The organism is Marinobacter shengliensis, assembly GCF_030297115.1.
Taxonomy (GTDB): domain Bacteria; phylum Pseudomonadota; class Gammaproteobacteria; order Pseudomonadales; family Oleiphilaceae; genus Marinobacter; species Marinobacter shengliensis.
The window spans coordinates 2,209,407-2,229,087 of sequence record NZ_AP028062.1 but is presented as its reverse complement, the minus strand read 5'-3'; the positions used below and the strand labels follow the sequence as shown (position 1 = coordinate 2,229,087).

Here is a 19,681-nt window from a genome sequence, read left to right as displayed (position 1 = left end):
AGGTTTGGCCAGAACCGGAGATCAAACAACTACTCTAAGGGGTAGTTTTCGCACTAGACATCTATCAATATGCTTTCACCCCATAGCGCCCTCGCGTTTCGGGGAGACGAAGCAGGAGATCGGATTGTCATGACCCGCCATAGCTTGGAAGACTGGTGTCGGAGGATGTCTGAAAGGATGTGGGCTCGTCAGTATTTCATTACTCAAGGGTGTTTAGACCGCTATTGCCTGAGGCCTTCTGCTACGCCTGAATCAAAGGTAGTTCTGTATCGGGCCCCGCCAGGCTATGGAAAATCTGTACAAGTGGCCTTGGCAGCAAACACTCGCGAACTGGAACGTGAGAGCGCCGTTTATATCAATACCCGGTCGTGCCCTGACTCATGTGACGTTAATGGCAGTTTGTTTGCAGCGTTAGTTTTATATCAACTCGAAGGAGTTGAATCCTGGCGCATGATAAAAAGTGACATCGACACCATCGAAGTTCTTCGAAACGCACTGTGTAATGCAAAAAAGACGATAAGAATTTGCCTTGATGGGGTTGGCGAGGCTAAACATACCGCGGATTTGATTGAGGATTTAATCTGTGAAACACCGAGCAATGTGAAATTTTTCATTGCACCGAGTCGCGTCGGGGCGTTGCCACGTTTGTCTATGATGGCGGGTGTTGTAACGTATGGTGCTGATGAACTTGTATTTACAGAAGAGGAGGTTAGTGAATTATCTGGTATGGGTGGCCCCGAAGCCAGCAACATCATAAAAGCGACCGGTGGATGGCCAGCACTTGTCAGGCTTATGTGCCGAACCCCAAACCCAAATCTCCCCGCAGCGACTTGGCCGGAAACTCGCTCGTATTTCAGGGACAACCTCTTAACTGCGTTACCCAATAGTACGAGGACCTTTCTTTGCAATGCAGCGATGCTCGAAGTAATCAGCGCTGAATGCTATGGCTATGTCTATAAGACAGAAGAGGCCGACCGGGAAATTACGTTTCTTAACGAACATTATGCTCTTTTAGCTCCCACCGGGACTTCTGCTGATCGTATGGATATGCACCCTGTGCTGCGAGAGTATTTGCGTAGTTTATTTAACACCACCCAACGAGAACGTCGCTCGTATGTACTGAAACGGGTCGCGTTCTGGCATTGGCGTAGGGGAGAGTACCTCCATTCAATCAATGCAGCTCTGGAAGCCAGTGACCATCGATGGGCTCGCGTCGTAAGTGACAGCATTATCCTGGACGTGGCACTCAGACAGGGTGAAATCGAAGTACTTCGCACCTGGTTTGGAAAAGTACCGGCTCGCACGATAAAAAAAATTGCCGCCTTGAGCATAGGTTACGCGTGGATTTTGTATTTCAGCCAACAAGCTCGTCAAGCAGACGAAATACTGGCTAGTTCGCTTCATCCGAGCTCCAGGGGGGCGAGCAATCTTGATGAGGAAGGATGGCGGGAATTGGTTAATGCGATAGGCAAAGCTACACAGGATGAATTACTGGAGAGTCAGGTTCTCTGTCAAAAATGGATAGACGCCTTTGGCGACCGTAACATGGTTGGCAAAGGCGCAGCACTTACTTGCCAGGCATTCATTGCCTCCAGTGGACGCCATTTTGAAGAGTTGGAGCGATTGTCCCATCGAGCGGCTGTGGCCATCCAGTCATCCAATCAACATTACGCTTTTATCTGGCTTAAAACTGCAGAAATTCAGGCTGAACTGTTCAAGGGTGACATCGCCCGAGCAATGAGTGTGTTGATCCAGGCGAATAAAACAGCAGAAAAGATTCAGGTGCCAAAAACTTTTTTAAATAAAATGTTTGGCACCCTTGAGTTACAAATCCTGCACGAACAGAACCATCACCTGGTTACCCAGGAATCTGCACAGGCTTCGTTCGATTTCGCTTTGAACTATGGCGTTACAGATATTCTGTGGGGGTGTACACAGGCCTACAGCCGTTTTCTGTACCACCAAGGGTTCCGAGATAGAGCCATGGCCTTGTTGGAACAATCCCGCTTAGCCTCCTGCGAGCGAGAGCTCTCTCGTCTAAATATCCTGACTAAAGTTCAGTTAGCTGAGTTTACTCTCCTGAACAACGAGGAATTGGGTCCACCCATACTCCCCGATGAATGTGAGCTGACGTTCCTGCCAAATCAAAACCAGGCCATTCAAGCACGTATGGCCCTGGTAACCTCAATGTATAGACTACGGCTTGGGAAACAGTTTGGTGTCGCCGAAAAATATGCCAAACAAGCACTACAAAGCGCCAGCGCAATTTCAGACGCTAGAACCAGGATCGCCGCCCACTATTGTCAGGCCCTGGCAGCGTTTGCCCTCGGCTCATCAAAATCGGCGAAGCGCATGATTCTTGATGCAAACCTACTTTCGGAACATTTGAACTGTCACTTCACACGGCTCTGGATCAAAGAAGCGCTACTTTCTCTTAGCCCCCTTGCTCAGGATCTTTTTAACGATCTGCCAGACGACTCTGAAGCTAAAGCTACGAAGGATCCCGATGTCAGAATAGAAGACTCCAGCGTGCCACCTGTGCCCGGCAATGCCCACTCAACTATCACGATAAAGCAGATTTCTCTGTTGAAATGCGTAAGCAACGGAATGACCAACAGAGAGATCGCTGAACGGCTTCTCGTGACGGAGGATACCGTCAAATGGCATATGAAGAAGATTTTCAGCGAACTTAAAGTAACCAACCGGGTTCAGGCAGTCACTGAAGCTCGACTGCGCGGACTTTTATAGTGCTACAAAAACAAAAGAGGAATCGAGCGAATATGCAAAAAATAGTTATCATTGGCGCTGGAATAGCCAGCCTGACCGCCGCAGAGGCTCTCCGCCAGAATGGATTCGACGGAACGATTACCATTTTGGGCGAGGAAAACACGCTGCCTTACCAGCGTCCCCCGTTGTCCAAAGCCTATTTGACCTCAGATGAGTTGCCCTCGCCAACTCCGATCCGTTCTCCTAATTTCTTTCGGGACAACAAAGTTGAATTTGAACAAGGCGGTAAAGTAATAGCGCTTGAACGATCGGCAAAGCAAGTAGTGATTCAAGGCGGCAGGAAAATTAAATACGACACGCTGATTTTGGCAACAGGAGCGAGGCCACGTCCTATTGATTTACCTGGTGAGAGCGCAAAAAATGTTTTCTATCTCAGGAATCTTGACCACTCCGCCGCATTACGTAATGCCCTGTTAGCCCCGGAATGCGAGAAGGTGGCCATTCTCGGCGCGGGTGTTATCGGGCTTGAAGTCGCCTCCGCTGCCAATCTACAGGGAAAACAAGTCTCTGTGTTTGAGGCCAACAGCCGAGCGATGTGTCGAGTAGCGTCACCATTAACAAGTAATTTTGTCAGAAACCGCATGGCCTCCGCCGGCGTAATGTTCTACTTCAATGCTAGCGTCAACCAGATTCTCACTGAGGGAGACCGAGTTTCCGGTATCCGTTTGTCCGACGGCACTACGAAACCCGCAGACGTCGTTGTTATCGGTATAGGAGCCATCCCCAATGCTGAACTTGCGCAAGACGCAAACCTGGATTGCGACGGTGGTATTATAGTAGACAGCGGCATGCGTAGCTCTGACCCTGACATATTTGCGATCGGAGATTGCGCTAAAGCCGTCAACGTTTCCACCAATACACCCATCCGAATAGAAACTATTCACAATGCCATGCTTCAAGCACAAATTGCGGCGGCTCATATTTGTGGTAAACCGTCTCCGCCTGCCTCTCCTCCTCGTTTTTGGTCAGATCTCAACGGCATGAAAGTCCAGTGTATTGGAATCGCCACTGGATACGACCGAATTCAGCGGCGTCCCACAGAGAGTGACAATGCCTGTGAATTCTGGCTCTTTTCCGGAGACCGGATGATCGCAGCTGAAACGGTCAATCTTCCCACCCGGCAAGCCAAGCTATCTAAAGCTCTCTCCGGGTAAGTGTAAGCGAGATGGGATGCAACTCATTCTCATCTCTGAGATTTCTATGTGTCGAGCCTCGTGACTGAGCATATCCAGCTGCAGGGGGATTCTGGCCCTCCCACAAGCTCTGCTGTAGAGCAGGAGATACAGAATCGCCCAGCCCAGCTGTGATGGCCACAGTGACCAGTCATTCACCCGGGGCTTACCTAACGACCAGGAAAGTGGAGCAATTGCCAAAGCGATTATTCAGATGGGACATAGCCTAGGACTCGATGTACTGGCCGAGGGAATTGAGACCAAAGAGCAAGAAAACCATCTCCGAATCCTTGGCTGTGATGCGGGACAAGGCTATCTATATGCTAAGCCGCTCTCAGTCAAAAGGTGCGAGGAGTACCTACAAGTTACTGACTGGGTTTAATTGGCCCGATGGTGGTCATCGAATCAATTTGGGATCACCGAACGCTTAGTGTGCGCCGGCGTTATCGCACCATCTGAACGTTCGCTTTGCGACCAGGGGCACCTAAACAATGGCGAACATTCATCATCCCCCTTTGTAAACGCGTCTGCCCTGGCATCAGTAACCTCCCTAGGGTATGAGTTCCAGTTCCTTGCGAATTTCCTCGGCAGTCGGCCGCAACTGAGCAAGCCCTTTCCTCGACCGTCGCTGCCCCAGATAATAAAGGATTGGCGACGCGATAAAGACCGAGGAGCTGGTGCCAATTACAATTCCGAACAGCATGGGCAAGGCAAAACTCGCAACGGCGGCTCCACCCGCAATGCCCATGGGTAGCAGCGCCAGAAAGGTCGTTACCGAGGTAAACACAGTGCGGGTAAGCGTCGATGAAATACTATCGTTCAGCAGTTCCAGCATGGGGCGGTCCGGCGTCTTGCGGATGTTTTCCCGGATGCGGTCAAACACTACCACCTTATCGTTGACCGAATATCCCATAAGCGCGAGCAGTGCCGCAACTGCCGTCAGGTTGAACTCCACGCCGGCGAGGGCGAAGAAACCGATGGTTTTGGTGAGATCCAGCGCAATGGTCAGTGTGGCGGCCCAGGCGAAATGGGACTCGAATCGGAACCATAGGTACGCCAACATACCAACACCGGCCAACAGAATAGCCAGAATGGTGGCATCACTAAAGCCACCGCTGACTTTAGGCCCTACCATATCCACTTTCGGGAATTCCGCCGTTGGCTCGACAGAGGTAACAGCGGTTTTGAGCAATGCCACTTGCTCCGCGGTCGCCCCCGGTACTCCTTGCTCTGCTGGCAGGCGAATAAGGAAGCGCCCATCCGCGCCTGCTTCCTGAATGGCGGCGTCCTCTAGGTCTTTCGCCTGAAGCGTGGTTCTCAACTTATCAACAGTGACTCCCTGGGCCTGTACCTCCACTACCGTACCGCCGGTAAAATCGACGCCGTATTTCAGTCCCGGCTGCACAAACAGAGCGATTGCCGCAATGGAGAACACCGCCGATACCATGAGACCGATCACGCGACCGCGCATGAAGTTCACGCCCCGCTCACTCAGGCGGTCAAGCAGGGCTATGCCAGAAATCACTAACGGTTCCCGTGCACGGCCCCGGATGCGCCACTCCATGATCAGGCGGGTGACCGCTATTGCCGTAAACAACGACGTTACCAGGCCTATGCCGATTGTGACGGCAAAGCCCCGGACCGGCCCGCTGCCAAACAGGAACAACAGGCTGACCGCGATCAGTGTCGTGAAGTTGGAATCCAGAATCGTTCTGTAGGCCTTGCCGAACCCCTCTCGGAGGGCCATCCAGGCAGGCTTGCCCTGGCGGGATTCTTCACGGATACGCTCGTTAATCAGAATATTGGCATCCACCGCCATGCCAATGGTGAGGATAATTCCAGCAATACCTGGCAGAGTCAGGGTAGCCCCCAGCAAGCTCAATATCCCGAACACCAGCCCAATATTCACCGTCAACCCGACACAGGCAATTAGTCCCCAACGTCCATAAAGCCCGATCATGAAGGCAATCACCATGGCTGCGCCCAGCAAACCGGTGGTCAGCCCCATGGCGATGGCGTCACTGCCCAAGTCAGGGCCCACGGTACGTTCCTCGACCACATACAGGGGCACGGGCAAGGCACCAGCTCGCAGTAGCAGAGCCAGGTTACTGGCTTCTGTTGTGGTAAATCCACCGCTGATCTCTCCACTAGCGCCAATGGCGCTGCGGATTACCGGCGCTGTAATCACTTCACCATCCAGTACAATGGCTAGGGGCCGGCCAATGTTGTTCCGGGTCATATCCCCAAACAGCCGGGCACCCTTGTCATCCAGTTTGAAATTGACCACCGGCTCGTTGGTATCCGGATTGAAAGCCATGCGTGCGTCACGGATGTGCTCGCCTGCTATGGCAACCCGTTCTTCCAGTTTGTAGTCTCTGTCTTCGTAGGCACCCGGCAGAATAATGGTTGCGATATCTTCCTCCGCCGTTGCCCGGGCTGCCCAGTGAAACGTCATTTTCGCGGTGGTACCGAGCAATTCACGAATCTCGCTCGGGTCGGCGACGCCCGGCATTTGTACCAGAATGCCGTCACTACCCTGGCGAGTGATGCTGGGCTCCACCAGTCCGGTTTCATCCAGTCGCCGTCTGACTACCTCCAGGCTTCGCTCCACCGCATCTCGGGAAATACCTGCACGCCAGGACTCGGTCAGCGTCAGCACCAGCCGTCCGCCGTTGATATCAACGTCGAACCGACGCGTGCCATCCGGAGTATCCGTTGCCAGTTTTCGAGCAAGGCTGGCTGCTTCAGACACCCGTTCGGGCTGGCGCACCGGTAGCTCGATGCCTCTATCAGTCATCTGGATGCGCCCGTATCGAATGTCCGCTTCACGCAGGGAGTTGGTCAACTCGCCGGCCATCGCTTCGTGCTCGCTGGCAAACAGTTCCTGGATATCCGCTTCCAGAAGCAGGTGTGAGCCACCTTGAAGGTCAAGCCCCAGGGAGACCGTATTCTGCTGGTACCAATCCGGGAGCTTCCCGGACATTGTAGGGGAAAGAAGGTTCGGCAACGCACTCAACAACCCGAGCACAATCACCAGGCCGTAAACGACGGCCCGTGTATGCAACGATTTCATGGGTAATCCTCGAAGAAAACTTCACTAACCGGTATGACTGCCCAGATGCACAGCCATGATAAAGCGGAGGACTACGCCAGAGGGGGTGCGCGAAGAAGCGGGATTAAAAAACGAGGAGATGCAGGGGGATGTCCCGCTCCTGCGGTGATGATGCAGTTACTGCGGCAAAGACCGACGCCTAGCACCATCGGACTGGCAGGCCACCAGTCGGAAAGGTCCGGATCACCACCCACTGCGGCATCGTTCTCAGAATTGCCACCTAGTACCCTGATGGACTCGTTATGACTCGCAACAACCAGATGATCCACGGTTCCGATAAAACCATGGTTGGCCTTAGTAGCTGAGGCTTGCTGGTGGGTAATTGAGGAGATAAAGACAAGCAGCAATGCCAGTAGTGAAAGCACTACAAGAGGCACTTGGAACCGTCCGCGAGGGAGAGGGTGATTGTCGTTGGTCATGCTGCTATCTCAAAATGTCGAATGAATCTTGAAACGCGGACTAACCGAAGTCAACGAGTTTATGTGGCCGGTTGAAGAAGTTGCCTGGCAGGGTTGGAGGATGGAGTAGCGTCAGCGTCAAGCCACCATACCTTGTCGGAAATAGTCGGCTTCCAGTTGTGGGGCAATAGCTCGACGATGGCAGTGTTCTTCTGCGTCGGCAGTCGAGTCAGCACACCCTTCAGGTAGGCATAGGGATCATGCCCGTTCAGCTTTGCTGGCTGGATCAGTGTCATAACAGCAGCAGCACGCTGACTACTAGAAAGAAAGCCAAAAAGTGAATCTGCTCCAATATGATTGAATGTCCGCTTTGCGACCGCCGGTCTTCTCTATCTCCTTAAATGTAGGCCGAGGGCTCGCACCTTTTAATAACTCAATATTCCCATTGCTCAGTCGGGGCCGACTTTCCCTTGCCGACGACCCGGTTAAAGTGGATTGAACGATTTTTCAGCAAGATCGTACTCTAAGAGGTAGATGGTCACCGGGGCTGGCTTATCCTGCTGTGGATAAAACTGATTTACACGCTCAGCTCCAATGAAAGTCCACCGTGACGCGATTCAACTTGTTTTAGGCATGCCGTCGATCCGTAGTCACCTGTTCGGCCATCAGTCGGGCCAGAGGAGAAAAAGATAACCGAAATACAGCGCCAGCAGCACAGCACCCTCTACCCGGTGCAGCATGCGCCCTGTATACAGAAGCGGGATCAGCAAAACCGTAAAGAGAATCATCACTCCGTAATCCAGAGTCGAAATCCCGGGTGCTTCTATAGGCGAAACAATCGACGCCACCCCCAGTATTCCAAGGACGTTGAATATATTGGAGCCAACGATATTGCCTATTGCGATGTCAGGCTGCTTTCGGAAAGCTGCAACCAGCGAGGTTGCCAATTCCGGCATGCTGGTCCCCGCCGCGACAATCGTCAGACCGATCACCGCTTCACTGATTCCGAAACTGACCGCCAATGCCACAGAATTCTCAACCAGTAGGCGGGAGCCAGCCACAAGAATCGCCAGCCCAACCAGGATCAGAGCAATATCGACACACCAATGACGTGATGTATTGACTGCCAGAATGTTTTCCTCATCCGCACTGGCGGGGGGAGGTTCTCTGCGGGCCAAAATGACGCTCATCCATGTGTAGGCGACAATTCCTGAAAACAGAAGCACGCCCTCAAGGCGGCTGAGAGTTTGGTTCAGTAGTAGCAAAACCAACAGGAGGGCGACTCCCAGGGCGACAGGAGCGTCTATCTTGATAACCTGGCGGTGAACCGGAATAGGGCACACCAATGCTGTTATTCCAAGAATCACAGCAATATTGAAAATATTTGAGCCCACCACATTGCCCACCGAGATATCTCCCTGGTTGGAAAGCGCAGCTTCCACGCTTACCACCAGTTCCGGTGAGCTGGTTCCAAATGCAACGATGGTCAAGCCCACCATCAGGCGATTGAGACCCGCCCGCAGTGCCAGTGATGAACTGCCCCTGACAAGGCCCTCTGCCCCAACGAAAAGGAGGACAAGTGCGAACGCGATATACACAAGGTTGGCTAGCAATTTGATCGACCACTTATATTACTGGGGGCTTAATCACGGCTCGTTCTGTGTCCAATCGTCGGTTACCTTACACAAAAGCTGTTGCCGTGTCTGTTCAGCCCGCTCGTATACCGGGCGCCGGAATAACGACGAAAACAGCACTGTAGTTGGCAACGGCAAAACTGATACTTTCAGGTTAGATCATGGGTTCTACCCCATTACTGCGGACATGCCAAAAAAGAGGCTGAATTTCTCCAAAGGTGAGTGCTGGTCTATCCGCCTGAATGTTCGCTTTGCGACCAAACCGAACTTCGCTCTTCAGTCACCAACGCATCCCAGATAGCCATGAAATCCACGTTTGGCGCGCCAGAGTCGCCATATGAGTCGATCTGGAGGGGCAGGGCGCAGCTAAACGGTTTCCGGCGCTATCCTCAAGATTCAAGACAAGTCAGCTGAAATTTTTAAACTGTGAGGTTCGCAATCCAGGGGGCATTCGGGGGAGTGAAAAGTAATAACGTCTGCACCTAAAAGGTTATTCGGTTGCAGGACTAACCAACGTATTTATACCCGGCATCCCGCAACGCTTCCTTCAGTGACTTCTCAGGAGGTTCTTCATAAGCAAGGTAATTTTCTACAGCCGTTCTCAGCGCAACGTCATTCATTGGAGTGATCGCGTTATTTGCCGGCCTTGGCCATGGATTCAATCCGCTGAACAAGTTGGTGGAAATCGAGAACACTAAAACTGATCCTTCGCCGCTGGTACGTGGATTGGGATCGCTTTAACGCATCGGCACCTTTGGTGTAAGCTGCAGACAGCTCCAGGATCTCTTTAAGTTTGAAAGATCGCTGCTCAGAACTTTCAGGGCCGAGCTCGGCGGCGTCCCTAGAAAGCATATCAAACTGCGCATAATGTATATTATGTTAAATGAAGTGCGGTGTTCATTCAGGGCGGCGGTTGTGGCAATCTCCTGATAACGGGCCGCCCGGGCGAACTGAACTGGAGGGGCTGAAGCGCAACTACACGAACATGGCAGCGCATCTGGAGCAGCTTGAACGGCACCAAGCAAATGACCCCGCTTACGAAGAGGCACTTCAGGAAAGTCGTGGGATGACGAACCAAATGAGAGTTACCGTCGAGCATGCCCGGGAAGCCCGCGACAAGAACCTCGTCTTGCAGGTATTCCCGTCGGGATTGCTCCATAACGTATCTCGCCCGGAAACCCTGGCAGACCGCTTTGCGGCTGCCCTGCCCGACTCGAATCAGTCTCAGGAGGAAAGCCATGGCGCTGTAATCGGAATAGCGTGGCATGAATGCTCCCATGCCGCCCCTGATTGATTAAATTCAGGCGAAACCGCCTACTGGACAACTAGGCTGACAGAGGGAGAGCTATTCAGATTGTACGTAACAAGATGTCCATGAGCGATGCGAGTAAGCTCTACTCGGCCAGCGAACAACTGATCACGATGAGAATAAACGTCACCGGCGCCCGCAAGCGGACGAGCCGCTTCAGAAGACCAAAATAAAAGGCAGCAAGACACTTCGTTTAAAAAGGCGATCTTACCAACCCAGAGGTGCCCGAATTCATCATACTACTGCAGTCAGCGTCCCCTAGGTCGATTTCGATTCGATATCTTCTCCCAGAGTCTTCGGCCCATTTATTTGATCGCTAATTTCCTTGAGCTTCTGCATCATGTCAGCAAATGACCATGGGAGATCACCGGGAAACATAACACCCATTTTCTCCCAATCCGCTTCCAGCGCTTCGGCGATCTCTCCTTCGGGTACAATCTTGATGGAGCCCGGCACCGCTTCATTCCATTTTGCCGCCGCTCGTTTGAAGTATTTCTGTTTGTGGTCCACGACCTTGGCTAGCAATTCCTGGTTATCAATGAAGCCGGGGTTTTGCTCGTGAATCGCGATAACGTCATAGATATGCCGCGACTGACGTTCACCCAGACCTGCCACTCCCCGGTGATTGATTTCATGAAGGGCGGTGAGTTTTTCAAAGAACGTGCGATCACATCCCAACACATCGACGATGCAACTGTCATCGTGCTGAACTCTCAGACCTTCCAGCACTATTGGAATTACCGTGTGGGTATCTGACGGCTCCAGCCCGGCTTTCCCACCACATTCAAGCAGCACCCTCGGCCTTATGTATCCGCCAACTGGCGCCTGGCAAAGCTGAGGGTAGAAAATCTCGATGTCCAGACCGTTCGGCGCCACTTTAACAGTGAACTCAGAGTGGATTTGCCTCAGTTCATCAACTAGGAAGGGAGCCAAAACGTTGGATACGGTATCGGCAGCGGCCGAATTCAGCTTCTCGACTCTCTTTTTTCGAGGAGTGTTCTTTTCCCCACCCTCAGGCTCGGGGTGCCCAAGGAATTTCATATCAAGCGAAAGGTCGATGTCTTCAGACATGCGATCGATGCAGTGAAAGACCTTGCTGAGCGTAGTACCACCTTTGAACATGAACGGGGTGGAACTCTTGCCGGTATGTTTTGGCTTAAGTTTCTCGAACAAAAGCTTCAAGACCAGGGTCACATAATAGTCTTTCTCCAATACATAGCTGGGCAATCCCGTTCTCGATGCACCCGCCGCGAACAGGTCCTTCTTCTCGGCCTCGGCCAGTGTAAACAGGTACGGTTTATCCATTGGCTTACTCCAGAATCGGTTGCGCCCACTTCAGCTTGCCCTCAAGCGCTGAGATCAGTTTTTTTTGACCCTTCTCTGACAGCGAGAGATAAACCTTCTTGAACACATTTCCCTCCCGCTCTGCATGCTCCTTGCCGGCATACTCAAGTGCTACCCACAAGCGTGCGGCCGTTTCCTTTTCATCCTTTGACAGTCCACTCAGATGTTTCACCGCGTGTTCAAAGGCCTGGCTGTATTTGAACTCTATCTGGGCCTTTCCCAGCTTGATCGGCTGGATACGTTTCGTCGAGATAAATACAGGCTTCATTGGCATTTGGGTCGATGCCCCGAATTCATTTAGGGCCTTGGCGCCTGAAGGCACGACAAAAGCTTTCCGTTCCTTTGCGAGAACAGAAACAATCTTCTCCGGAGTAGCAAAGGCAGGCCCGAATCGGGTCGGCTTGGGCCGTTGCCACAGGCCTCGTTCGAGGGGTGCAATAAGCTCCGCCTCCTTCAATTTCTTCAAGCTCTGAGAAATGAGGGGACCATGGCCTCCGAAGCGCTTCACTAGCTGCTTATGCGTAAAAACGCCCCCGTAAGGCTGTCTCTTTACATACTCCGCAATTTTTTCGCTAATGGTCATCAACTTAACTCTCTAAAAATACTCGAATAACGAGCCAAATCACTAAACAGATTGTATACCATGCTGAAGAATTTTTCACCAACCATCAGCGAGTGCAGAAAAGCTACGGATTTGAGGAACTACGAATGTTCGTTTCTTGTTTGAAAGCAGACAACAGCAAACAGCGCTCAGGCGGGCGAATAAGTTCATGAAAAGCACGAATTTCACGTTGTATGAAGTAACTTGCGTACCAGATAAAGGCGCCGACCGGGTAGGCCATTGTTTCAGCTGCATTTATTGGAGGCTGGCTTGTTCGATGAACAACAACACCGCGCATAAGTTAAATACAGTATGAACCCCCATCACGCTTTTATTGGAGACACACAATCGTTTACGCCTCCCTCAGCCAAAACTAGAAAACATAAATGAAACCAACACCAATCTCCGCCTCGTAATTGTTTCGAGTGATTGGGCTGTCTGAAACCTCACTCCCAAAAGCTTCGTAAAGCGCCTCACCGAAGATCTGCCAGTTCTTGTGCAAGTAATTACGGTAGCTAACATTGAACCCAGTTGATCTGTACCCGCTATCAACATCGGTTTCCGGAAGGCCTGAATCTATGGACTGTTGTGTGGTCACACCAAAGTCACGGTTGGCAAGCTTGCCATCGTGGAACGTAACCACCGCACCCACTTCCCAGCCAGTACCGTCGGGCTTGCAGGCCAGGCAGGTTCCTGCCCCGAAAATTCCCAGTGTACCGACCTCACCTGTTAATACCCGGCCATCCAGAAAGTAACGCCAGTCTTCCGTGAGCGCATGGCGCACTTCCAACAGCACTGTGACTCCGGAACGTGAATCGCCTAAACCGTCCAGTCTGCCATCGTCTGAGTCACTTTCTTCACGGCCTTCTTCGTAGCCGATGGATGATTGAAACAACCAGGTATCCTTAACCAGTGTTCGCCAGCCAATTGCCTCACCTGCCCAGAAAAACAGGTGATCGCCGGTCCGGTACTGAACACCACCCGCTGGGTCGACCTCAAATTCAAATTCGTCGGACCCCTCGTAGGCAGTCTCATACTCAACACCGAAACCAAGCCCAAACCCCCAACCATCGCCATTTGTAAAATCGTCAATGGAAGGAAGTGGAACGAGAGCGGTTCTCGACTCAGCCGCATTTACTGATCCAAAACAGGAAAGAGCGCCAACAAATGTGACGATTTGCAGGGGGGATTTATTCATCGTTTTCTCACCTATCAAGGAGATGGTGATATTACGACTTAAACATTATTCTGGATTACTGGTTTTGGTCCAATTTACCACTCTATCAAAGCCACGGCCCCCACCCGCGCTTTTAGCGCCAGCGGGGTCCGTTTCAGGTCTTTGTTCTGGAATCAGAAGTTCATCTGAACACCAAGACCAATGCCGTCGACCGTCAGGTCGCTGTCATCGTAGTAGCGCATGTACTCGAGGTTCCCCGACAGATTCGGGGCGAACTTGAAGTTAACGCCGGCGCCGTAGGAGAAGTCCGATTCATCGTCAGATGCAGGGCCAAACTCTGCCTCGATTCGAGTGAAACCAACAACTGCGTAAGGCGTTACCGGGCTCTGGTTCGCCATGTTAATGGTGGCATACCCGCCAAAGAAGTTATCAAGTTTAACCTTTTGGCCAAACACCCGATCATCATCCACACCGAAACCGGCGCGGGCTTCAATGCCCAGGAATTCGTTGGCCATCACACCAACTTTGCCGGACAGCGTTCCAACGTCAGCGCTTGAAACGCCGTCATAATCCAGATCCATAAACGTATAGTTCAACCCGGCATAAAGGCCACCCACACCGCTCTTATACATATCCTGTGCAGATGCCGTCCCAGCCAAAGCGATGCTTGCAGACGCAACCGATGCGAGTAACAGATTCTTTTTTACGTTCATAACCGGTTCTCCTTGTTCCTTATTGGGGAGCTGAGTAACGCTCCTTTTTTACAACTTGCACCACACAGACGATGTTTGCCATAGCCAGGTTCCGAATTTACGTTGCTTTTACAGGGATTTAATTTGGTGTTAATGGCCCGTGCGTCCGCCTGTTTCCTTGCGGAAGCCCGGTACCGCGGGTATCCTGACGCCGTCTCTTTGTCAGCTGGCGCGGGCGCACCTTGAGAAACCTTTACCCTGTCATATTTATTATCAGCGTCATGTTTATACTTCTTAGTGTTTTCATGACCTTACCGGTTGTACTTCTCGCTCTTGCGGGGGAAGACGTACCTAACGCGGTGGCCTTCGCCGAATCGGCCGGTATCGTATTTGCGCTTGGTGCTGTAGGTGTGTTGTCGATGTACCGGCAACCCAGGGATCTCAAGCCCCGCTACATGTTCGTTCTTACCGTTTCCAGCTGGTTTATCATCGCCCTGCTCTCCTCAATACCCTTCTATCTCAGTGATAACGGCATTTCCGCGGCAGATGCTTTTTTTGAGGGTACCTCCGGCATAACCACAACGGGTGCCACGGTGCTGAGTGGTCTTGATGATATGGATCGGGATCTGCTGCTGTGGCGGTCCATCCTGCAGTGGATCGGCGGCATCGGTATCATCGGTATGTTCGTTGCGGTGCTTCCGTTCCTGCGTGTTGGTGGTATGCGGCTGTTCGCAACAGAATCTTCAGAATGGACAGACAAAGCCTTGCCTCGAATGAAAACACTCAGTCGCGGCCTTCTGTTTGTTTACGTGATGTTTTCAGTGATAGCGGTGGTTACCTACTGGCTCTCAGGCATGAGCCTGTTCGATGCCTTTAACCACGGGCTGACCAGCATTTCCACCGGGGGGTTCTCCACCTCTGATCTGTCGATGGGCAAGTTCAGCGATCTTATCCTGATGGAAGCCACGTTGTTCATGATCATCGGCAGTTTGCCGTTTTTTCTGTTCGTGCGGGAATTGCACGGGCAGCACGGTGTTCTGTTTAAAGACCAACAGGTCCGACTGTTTCTGACCATCCTTTTCACGGTGCCGGCACTGCTGACACTGTACCGCTGGTGGGTTTCGCCGATTCCGTTTGATCCCATACACAATTACGTGGCGACGTTGTTCAACGTTACGTCTGTGGTGACCACTACCGGCTATGCCTCAGAAGACTACGCCGCCTGGGGGCCGCTGGCCTTTGTGGTGTTCTTCTTTCTGATGTTTGTAGGCGGCTGTTCCGGCTCAACCTCTGGCGGCATGAAAATTTTCCGTTTCCAACTGTCGTTGATCATTCTTCGGGAGCAGCTGATGCGGCTACTTCACCCGAGGGCGGTCTTTACCAGAAACTACAACGGGCGGGCGGTCAGCGACGAGATTATTTCATCGATGATTGCCTACACGTTCATCTTCCTGCTGTGCCTGCTGATTATCACGGTGCTGCTGGCGTCACTTCAGCTCGATTTCGTGACAGCTCTGTCTGGCGCCCTCACCTCTTTGACCAACGTTGGCCCGGGGCTGGGTGACATTATTGGTCCGTCGGGTAACTTCTCTCCCCTGCCAGATGCCGCCAAGTGGATTCTGTCGGTGGGTATGCTGATGGGCCGGCTGGAAATTCTCAGTGTGGTGATCGTGCTGTCACCAGGGTTCTGGCGCGGCTAACACCGATTAGCGATACCAGAGCACGTGCTGATCCTCTAACGGGATATGAAGCAGCGGGTGGTGTGGGCGAATCCTTGGGGTGTAATGATCCTCCGGTCGGTCTGGTACCGATACCGAAAACAGGTAGCTGTCTTCCGCACCGGGCAGGCTTCGTTCAAGCGTCATGGGCTGAACAATGCGCCCACCGTATTCCGAAGCTTCCGCCACCAGCTCGATCATCACCTGATCTGGGCTTAGTCCGTCGAGGTAAACATCCAGGGTGAACACCCGCGTGCAATCTTCCTGCTGGCTAGTGAGTCTTCCAAAGCGCAATCTTGGCCAATGCTGGGCAATTTGTTGCTGCCATTGGAGCAATTGTCTGGCGGTTTCGGGGTTCCTCTGGTTGCCCTTGGCGATCATCGGCAGGTAGAAGGCATCAACGTATTCCCGAACCATGCGATTGGCGGAATAGCTGGCCGTTAACTGGTCCATGCTTGCCCGCACTCGTTGTAACCATCTTGCCGGCAGGCCCTCGCTGTTGAGCTGGTAGAACTCGGGTATCACTTGCTCCTCCAGCAATGCGAAGAGCTCGTTTGCGTCGGCGTCATCGTGCTGGTCGGAATGGCTGAGTTCTTCAAAAGTGGCGCCAGGCCGAATGGCCCAGCCCACGTTCTCGTTCCAGGCTTCTGCCCACCAACCATCGTATTGGGAAAGATTCAGGCCACCATTTACCAGCACTTTCATGCCGCTGGTGCCACAAGCTTCCCACGGGTGCCTCGGGCAGTTGAGCCACACATCAACCCCCTGAATGAGCTGGTTGGCCACAGCAAGGTCATAGTCCTCAATGAACACTACCCGGCCCTCGGCCTCGGGGCGCCTGGAAAAATCCTTCCAGCGCTTGATCAACGCCTTGCCTGCGGCATCGTGGGGGTGAGCTTTACCCGCTAAGACGATCTGAAGTGGTCGGTCGCGACAGCATAGTAACGCCAGCAGCCTTTCCGGGTCTTTGAGCAGGAGATCCGGGCGTTTATAGCTGGTAAAACGTCGGGCAAACCCGAGCGTGAGGGTTTCCGGGTCTAACAACAATCCGCACGCGGCCTCGACACTGGAACCGACCTTGTGTTCGCAGTGTTGGCTTCGCAGGCGTTTGCGGAGATAGCTGATCAGCCGTTTGCGCTGGCTCCTGCGCATTTGCCATAGCTCGTCGTCAGTGATGGACTGCAGCGGGCAGGATTGGGTTAGCGGCCGGCGCCACCGCTCCTGGCCGCAAGCCCTGGTCCACAAAGCATCGGATTCCGGTGAGTCCCAGCTGGGAGTGTGCACGCCGTTGGTCACGAACTCGGCCGGGATGTCGTCAGCAGGCCAGCGCCCAAACCAGGGCTGGAAAATTGCCTGGGTAACCTTGCGGTGGATCTGGCTTACACCGTTAAAGCGGCCGCTCATCCCAAGCGCAACGCCGGCCATGTTCAGATCGCGGCTGCCACCGTTGGCGATTTCAATGAGGTTGTGCAAGCAGTTGTTGTTTTCGGAAAGCCAGGGTGAGAGGTAGAGTTCTGCCAATTCCGGCGCAAATCGATCAAAGCCGGCGGCCACCGAGGTATGGGTGGTAAACAAATTGGTGGCACGGGTTGCTAGTCGGGCCGTTGCGAAATCCGATTGATTGGCCTTCTGCCAGCAATGGGCCCGTTCGATCAGCGCCAGTGCACTGTGCCCCTCGTTGATATGGCATACGGCAGGCTTGCGCTGCAGCAGCTCCAGCAATCGCCAACCGCCAATACCCAGTACCATTTCCTGCTGAATGCGTTTTTCGGGGTCACCACTATAGAGTTCACTGGTGATGCCCCGGTCACCGGGTTCATTACGGGGGTCGTTTGCATCCAGCAGCAGTAATTCGCATCGGCCAACCTGGCCTTTCCAGGCCCTCAACCGAACATCCCGTCCCGGGAACGGAACCGTCACCCTTGCCCACTCTCCGCTTGGGTCTCTCACAGGTGCCACCGGCAGCATGGTTGGGTCGTTGTAGGGGTAAAACTCCAGTTGCTCGCCGTCCGCACTCAGGGCCTGGCGAAAATAACCCTGCTGGAACAGCAGGCCGACCGCCATCACCGGCACGCCGAGATCACTGGCGGCTTTGAGGTAATCGCCTGCCAATACGCCAAGGCCACCGCTGTACAACGGCAAAGACTCAGACACACCGTATTCCATACAGAACCAGGCAACGCCCTCACCAAGTTGGCCATCGCAGGTATCGGAATACCAGGTATCCGCCTCGTTCAATGCCTGGAGGTGACTGGTCTGGGCCTGGTATACGTTGAGAAATTCCGGGCTCTCGGCCAGCGCCAGCAGATGTTCAGAGGACACACTATTGAGTACCAGCCACGCGTTTTGTGTCGACTCCCAGACATCTTCATCCAGCAATCGCCATAGCTGATCACTGCCATGATGCCAGCTCCAGCGCAAATCCAGCGCCAGTGGCATAAGCCCCGACAGCTGAGCTGGCAGGGCCCGCATGGTGTAAGCGGCAAGTGTCATGGCCGTGGCTCGGTGTTAGTGCGCTGTATAGCCGCCGTCGATAACCAGTTCGCTGCCAGTGATAAACTTGGACTCATCAGACGCCAGGTAAACGATGCCCCAAGCAATGTCATCGGGCTCCCCCATGTGGCCCAACGGATGCAAAGCCGCAGTCGCCTTTCTGGCTTCTTCCGGGTCCATGCCAGTGGTTTTCAGGTGATTCTCAACCATGGGCGTCCAGATGAATCCCGGGTGAATCGAATTGGCGCGAATGCGGTCTGGTGCGTATATCATCGCGTCGGTCTTGGTCATCAATCTCACCGCGCCTTTCGACGCGTGGTAAGGCGGAACATCTGGAGCGCTTACCAGGCCGTAGATGGATGAAAGATTGATCAGGCTGCCGCTGCCCGCTTTTTTCATGTGCGGTATCGCGTGCTTCGTGCAGAAGAAAACACCTTTTACATTAACCGCCTGGACCCTGTCCCATTCCTCCTCCGTCAGTTCATGGGTCGGTTTGTTGGTGCCGGATATGCCGGCATTGTTAACCAATACGTCGAGCTTGCCGAATTTTTCCGCAACGCTATCGATAGCCTCTTTTACCTGGGCCTCGTCTGCCACATCACAATGCCAATAGGCCACTTTGTAACCCTTGGCGGCCAGTTCCGTGGCGAGCGCTTTACCGGCCTGGTCAAGAACATCCAGTATGCCAACCGCTGCGCCCTCTTCCACCATACGTTGAACGGCGGCCTTGCCTATTCCAACGGCTCCGCCAGTCACTGCTGCAACCTTGCCTGCCAATCGTGCCATGTTATCCATTCCTTCTTGCGGCTATTCTGTTGGTGCGGTCTGTGCCGCCCTAAACCCTGAATCCAGTGAGCAAAGATTGGCTTTGAAGCCACTGGACCAACTCTGCAATCACGTCCACCTCGTTATCCGTTCCATCAAACCCCAAACCAAGCCCGCTGGAAGAGCGGCGAATAACGTGCGCGTTCAGCACCCGGTGGCAATCCTGTCCCTGATCCGGAAGCTTGAAGGCCAGCTGAATGGGCTGGTTCAACCGGATGTCGGCGTAATCAGTCGCCACAAACAATCCTCGCCGGGAGGCGTCCTGGATTTGCCCGGTGGCTACGGGCATTCCCCGTTTGTACACCAGTATAGGTAATTCGCCCTCAATGCGCTGGCTAAGCCGATGCTCCATGATATCCCCCTGCATTTACTCAACGTAAAATACCCTTCGATAAACACACCCGCTCCTTGTATTTAAA

Annotated in this window: 14 protein-coding genes and 1 pseudogene; 5 read left to right on the top strand and 10 right to left on the bottom strand. The window is 53.1% G+C overall.

Going from position 1 to position 19,681, the window contains the following annotated elements; all coding sequences use genetic code 11:
• Positions 1-129 precede the first annotated feature (129 nt).
• The 3 genes from QUE75_RS10240 to QUE75_RS10230 all read left to right on the top strand — a co-directional run bounded on the left by QUE75_RS10240 (position 130) and on the right by QUE75_RS10230 (position 4,341).
• The gene (locus tag QUE75_RS10240) at positions 130-2,748 is read left to right on the top strand and encodes a helix-turn-helix transcriptional regulator (protein ID WP_058091247.1); all 2,619 of its coding nucleotides are present in this window, start codon (positions 130-132) and stop codon (positions 2,746-2,748) included.
• Positions 2,749-2,780: 32 nt separating this feature from the next.
• On the top strand, positions 2,781-3,941 hold the full coding sequence (locus QUE75_RS10235; protein ID WP_041654924.1) for an NAD(P)/FAD-dependent oxidoreductase: 1,161 nt from the start codon (positions 2,781-2,783) through the stop codon (positions 3,939-3,941).
• Positions 3,942-4,074: 133 nt separating this feature from the next.
• Complete coding sequence (locus tag QUE75_RS10230) at positions 4,075-4,341, top strand: EAL domain-containing protein (RefSeq protein WP_081496573.1); 267 nt, start codon at positions 4,075-4,077, stop codon at positions 4,339-4,341.
• Positions 4,342-4,509: 168 nt separating this feature from the next.
• Here QUE75_RS10230 and secD read toward each other — a convergent pair whose 3' ends face one another.
• The 3 genes and pseudogenes from secD to QUE75_RS10215 form a co-directional block, all read right to left on the bottom strand.
• Entirely contained in the window at positions 4,510-7,032 is a 2,523-nt protein-coding gene (gene secD / locus QUE75_RS10225; RefSeq protein ID WP_058091248.1) for a protein translocase subunit SecD, read from the bottom strand.
• A 604-nt stretch (positions 7,033-7,636) separates the two neighbouring features.
• Positions 7,637-7,801, bottom strand: a pseudogene (locus QUE75_RS10220) (transposase domain-containing protein); the annotation flags it as partial.
• A 333-nt stretch (positions 7,802-8,134) separates the two neighbouring features.
• The gene (locus QUE75_RS10215) at positions 8,135-9,067 is read right to left on the bottom strand and encodes a calcium/sodium antiporter (RefSeq protein WP_197463860.1); all 933 of its coding nucleotides are present in this window, start codon (positions 9,065-9,067) and stop codon (positions 8,135-8,137) included.
• 1,102 nt (positions 9,068-10,169) lie between these two features.
• Here QUE75_RS10215 and QUE75_RS10210 point away from each other — a divergent pair.
• The gene (locus QUE75_RS10210; protein ID WP_286249774.1) at positions 10,170-10,397 is read left to right on the top strand and encodes a hypothetical protein; all 228 of its coding nucleotides are present in this window, start codon (positions 10,170-10,172) and stop codon (positions 10,395-10,397) included.
• Between the two features lie 273 nt (positions 10,398-10,670).
• Here QUE75_RS10210 and QUE75_RS10205 read toward each other — a convergent pair whose 3' ends face one another.
• The 4 genes from QUE75_RS10205 to QUE75_RS10190 all read right to left on the bottom strand — a co-directional run bounded on the left by QUE75_RS10205 (position 10,671) and on the right by QUE75_RS10190 (position 14,247).
• Positions 10,671-11,717: a nucleotidyl transferase AbiEii/AbiGii toxin family protein gene (locus QUE75_RS10205; RefSeq protein ID WP_286249772.1), complete on the bottom strand. Its 1,047-nt coding sequence runs from the start codon at positions 11,715-11,717 to the stop codon at positions 10,671-10,673.
• Positions 11,718-11,721: 4 nt separating this feature from the next.
• The gene (locus QUE75_RS10200; protein ID WP_273203386.1) at positions 11,722-12,339 is read right to left on the bottom strand and encodes a DUF6088 family protein; all 618 of its coding nucleotides are present in this window, start codon (positions 12,337-12,339) and stop codon (positions 11,722-11,724) included.
• Positions 12,340-12,730: 391 nt separating this feature from the next.
• The gene (locus QUE75_RS10195; RefSeq protein ID WP_286249764.1) at positions 12,731-13,555 is read right to left on the bottom strand and encodes a MipA/OmpV family protein; all 825 of its coding nucleotides are present in this window, start codon (positions 13,553-13,555) and stop codon (positions 12,731-12,733) included.
• 152 nt (positions 13,556-13,707) lie between these two features.
• Positions 13,708-14,247, bottom strand: coding sequence for a porin family protein (locus QUE75_RS10190; protein WP_286249762.1), 540 nt, complete (start codon positions 14,245-14,247; stop codon positions 13,708-13,710).
• A gap of 260 nt (positions 14,248-14,507) precedes the next feature.
• Between QUE75_RS10190 and QUE75_RS10185 the strand changes: the two genes are divergently transcribed.
• A complete protein-coding gene (locus tag QUE75_RS10185) occupies positions 14,508-15,926 on the top strand; it encodes a TrkH family potassium uptake protein (RefSeq protein ID WP_286249761.1) in 1,419 nt (472 codons plus the stop codon).
• A gap of 6 nt (positions 15,927-15,932) precedes the next feature.
• On the opposite strand, the gene glgP is transcribed toward QUE75_RS10185, so the two are convergent.
• From glgP to QUE75_RS10170, 3 genes are read right to left on the bottom strand one after another with little or no spacing between them, the layout of a single operon-like run.
• Complete coding sequence (glgP, locus tag QUE75_RS10180; protein ID WP_286249759.1) at positions 15,933-18,437, bottom strand: alpha-glucan family phosphorylase; 2,505 nt, start codon at positions 18,435-18,437, stop codon at positions 15,933-15,935.
• A gap of 15 nt (positions 18,438-18,452) precedes the next feature.
• The gene (locus tag QUE75_RS10175) at positions 18,453-19,223 is read right to left on the bottom strand and encodes an SDR family NAD(P)-dependent oxidoreductase (protein ID WP_061332925.1); all 771 of its coding nucleotides are present in this window, start codon (positions 19,221-19,223) and stop codon (positions 18,453-18,455) included.
• 49 nt (positions 19,224-19,272) lie between these two features.
• A complete protein-coding gene (locus QUE75_RS10170) occupies positions 19,273-19,614 on the bottom strand; it encodes a PilZ domain-containing protein (RefSeq protein WP_286249756.1) in 342 nt (113 codons plus the stop codon).
• Between the last annotated feature and the right edge of the window lie 67 nt (positions 19,615-19,681).

Bases quoted from the DNA above. Each gene is read 5' to 3' on its own strand.
- QUE75_RS10240 (WP_058091247.1), top strand. From the start codon at position 130: ATGACCCGCCATAGCTTGGAAGACTGGTGTCGGAGGATGTCTGAAAGG.
- QUE75_RS10235 (WP_041654924.1), top strand. From the start codon at position 2,781: ATGCAAAAAATAGTTATCATTGGCGCTGGAATAGCCAGCCTGACCGCC.
- secD (WP_058091248.1), bottom strand. From the start codon at position 7,032: ATGAAATCGTTGCATACACGGGCCGTCGTTTACGGCCTGGTGATTGTG.
- QUE75_RS10210 (WP_286249774.1), top strand. From the start codon at position 10,170: ATGACGAACCAAATGAGAGTTACCGTCGAGCATGCCCGGGAAGCCCGC.
- QUE75_RS10205 (WP_286249772.1), bottom strand. From the start codon at position 11,717: ATGGATAAACCGTACCTGTTTACACTGGCCGAGGCCGAGAAGAAGGAC.
- QUE75_RS10200 (WP_273203386.1), bottom strand. From the start codon at position 12,339: ATGACCATTAGCGAAAAAATTGCGGAGTATGTAAAGAGACAGCCTTAC.
- QUE75_RS10195 (WP_286249764.1), bottom strand. From the start codon at position 13,555: ATGAATAAATCCCCCCTGCAAATCGTCACATTTGTTGGCGCTCTTTCC.
- QUE75_RS10190 (WP_286249762.1), bottom strand. From the start codon at position 14,247: ATGAACGTAAAAAAGAATCTGTTACTCGCATCGGTTGCGTCTGCAAGC.
- QUE75_RS10185 (WP_286249761.1), top strand. From the start codon at position 14,508: ATGTTTATACTTCTTAGTGTTTTCATGACCTTACCGGTTGTACTTCTC.
- glgP (WP_286249759.1), bottom strand. From the start codon at position 18,437: ATGACACTTGCCGCTTACACCATGCGGGCCCTGCCAGCTCAGCTGTCG.
- QUE75_RS10175 (WP_061332925.1), bottom strand. From the start codon at position 19,223: ATGGCACGATTGGCAGGCAAGGTTGCAGCAGTGACTGGCGGAGCCGTT.
- QUE75_RS10170 (WP_286249756.1), bottom strand. From the start codon at position 19,614: ATGGAGCATCGGCTTAGCCAGCGCATTGAGGGCGAATTACCTATACTG.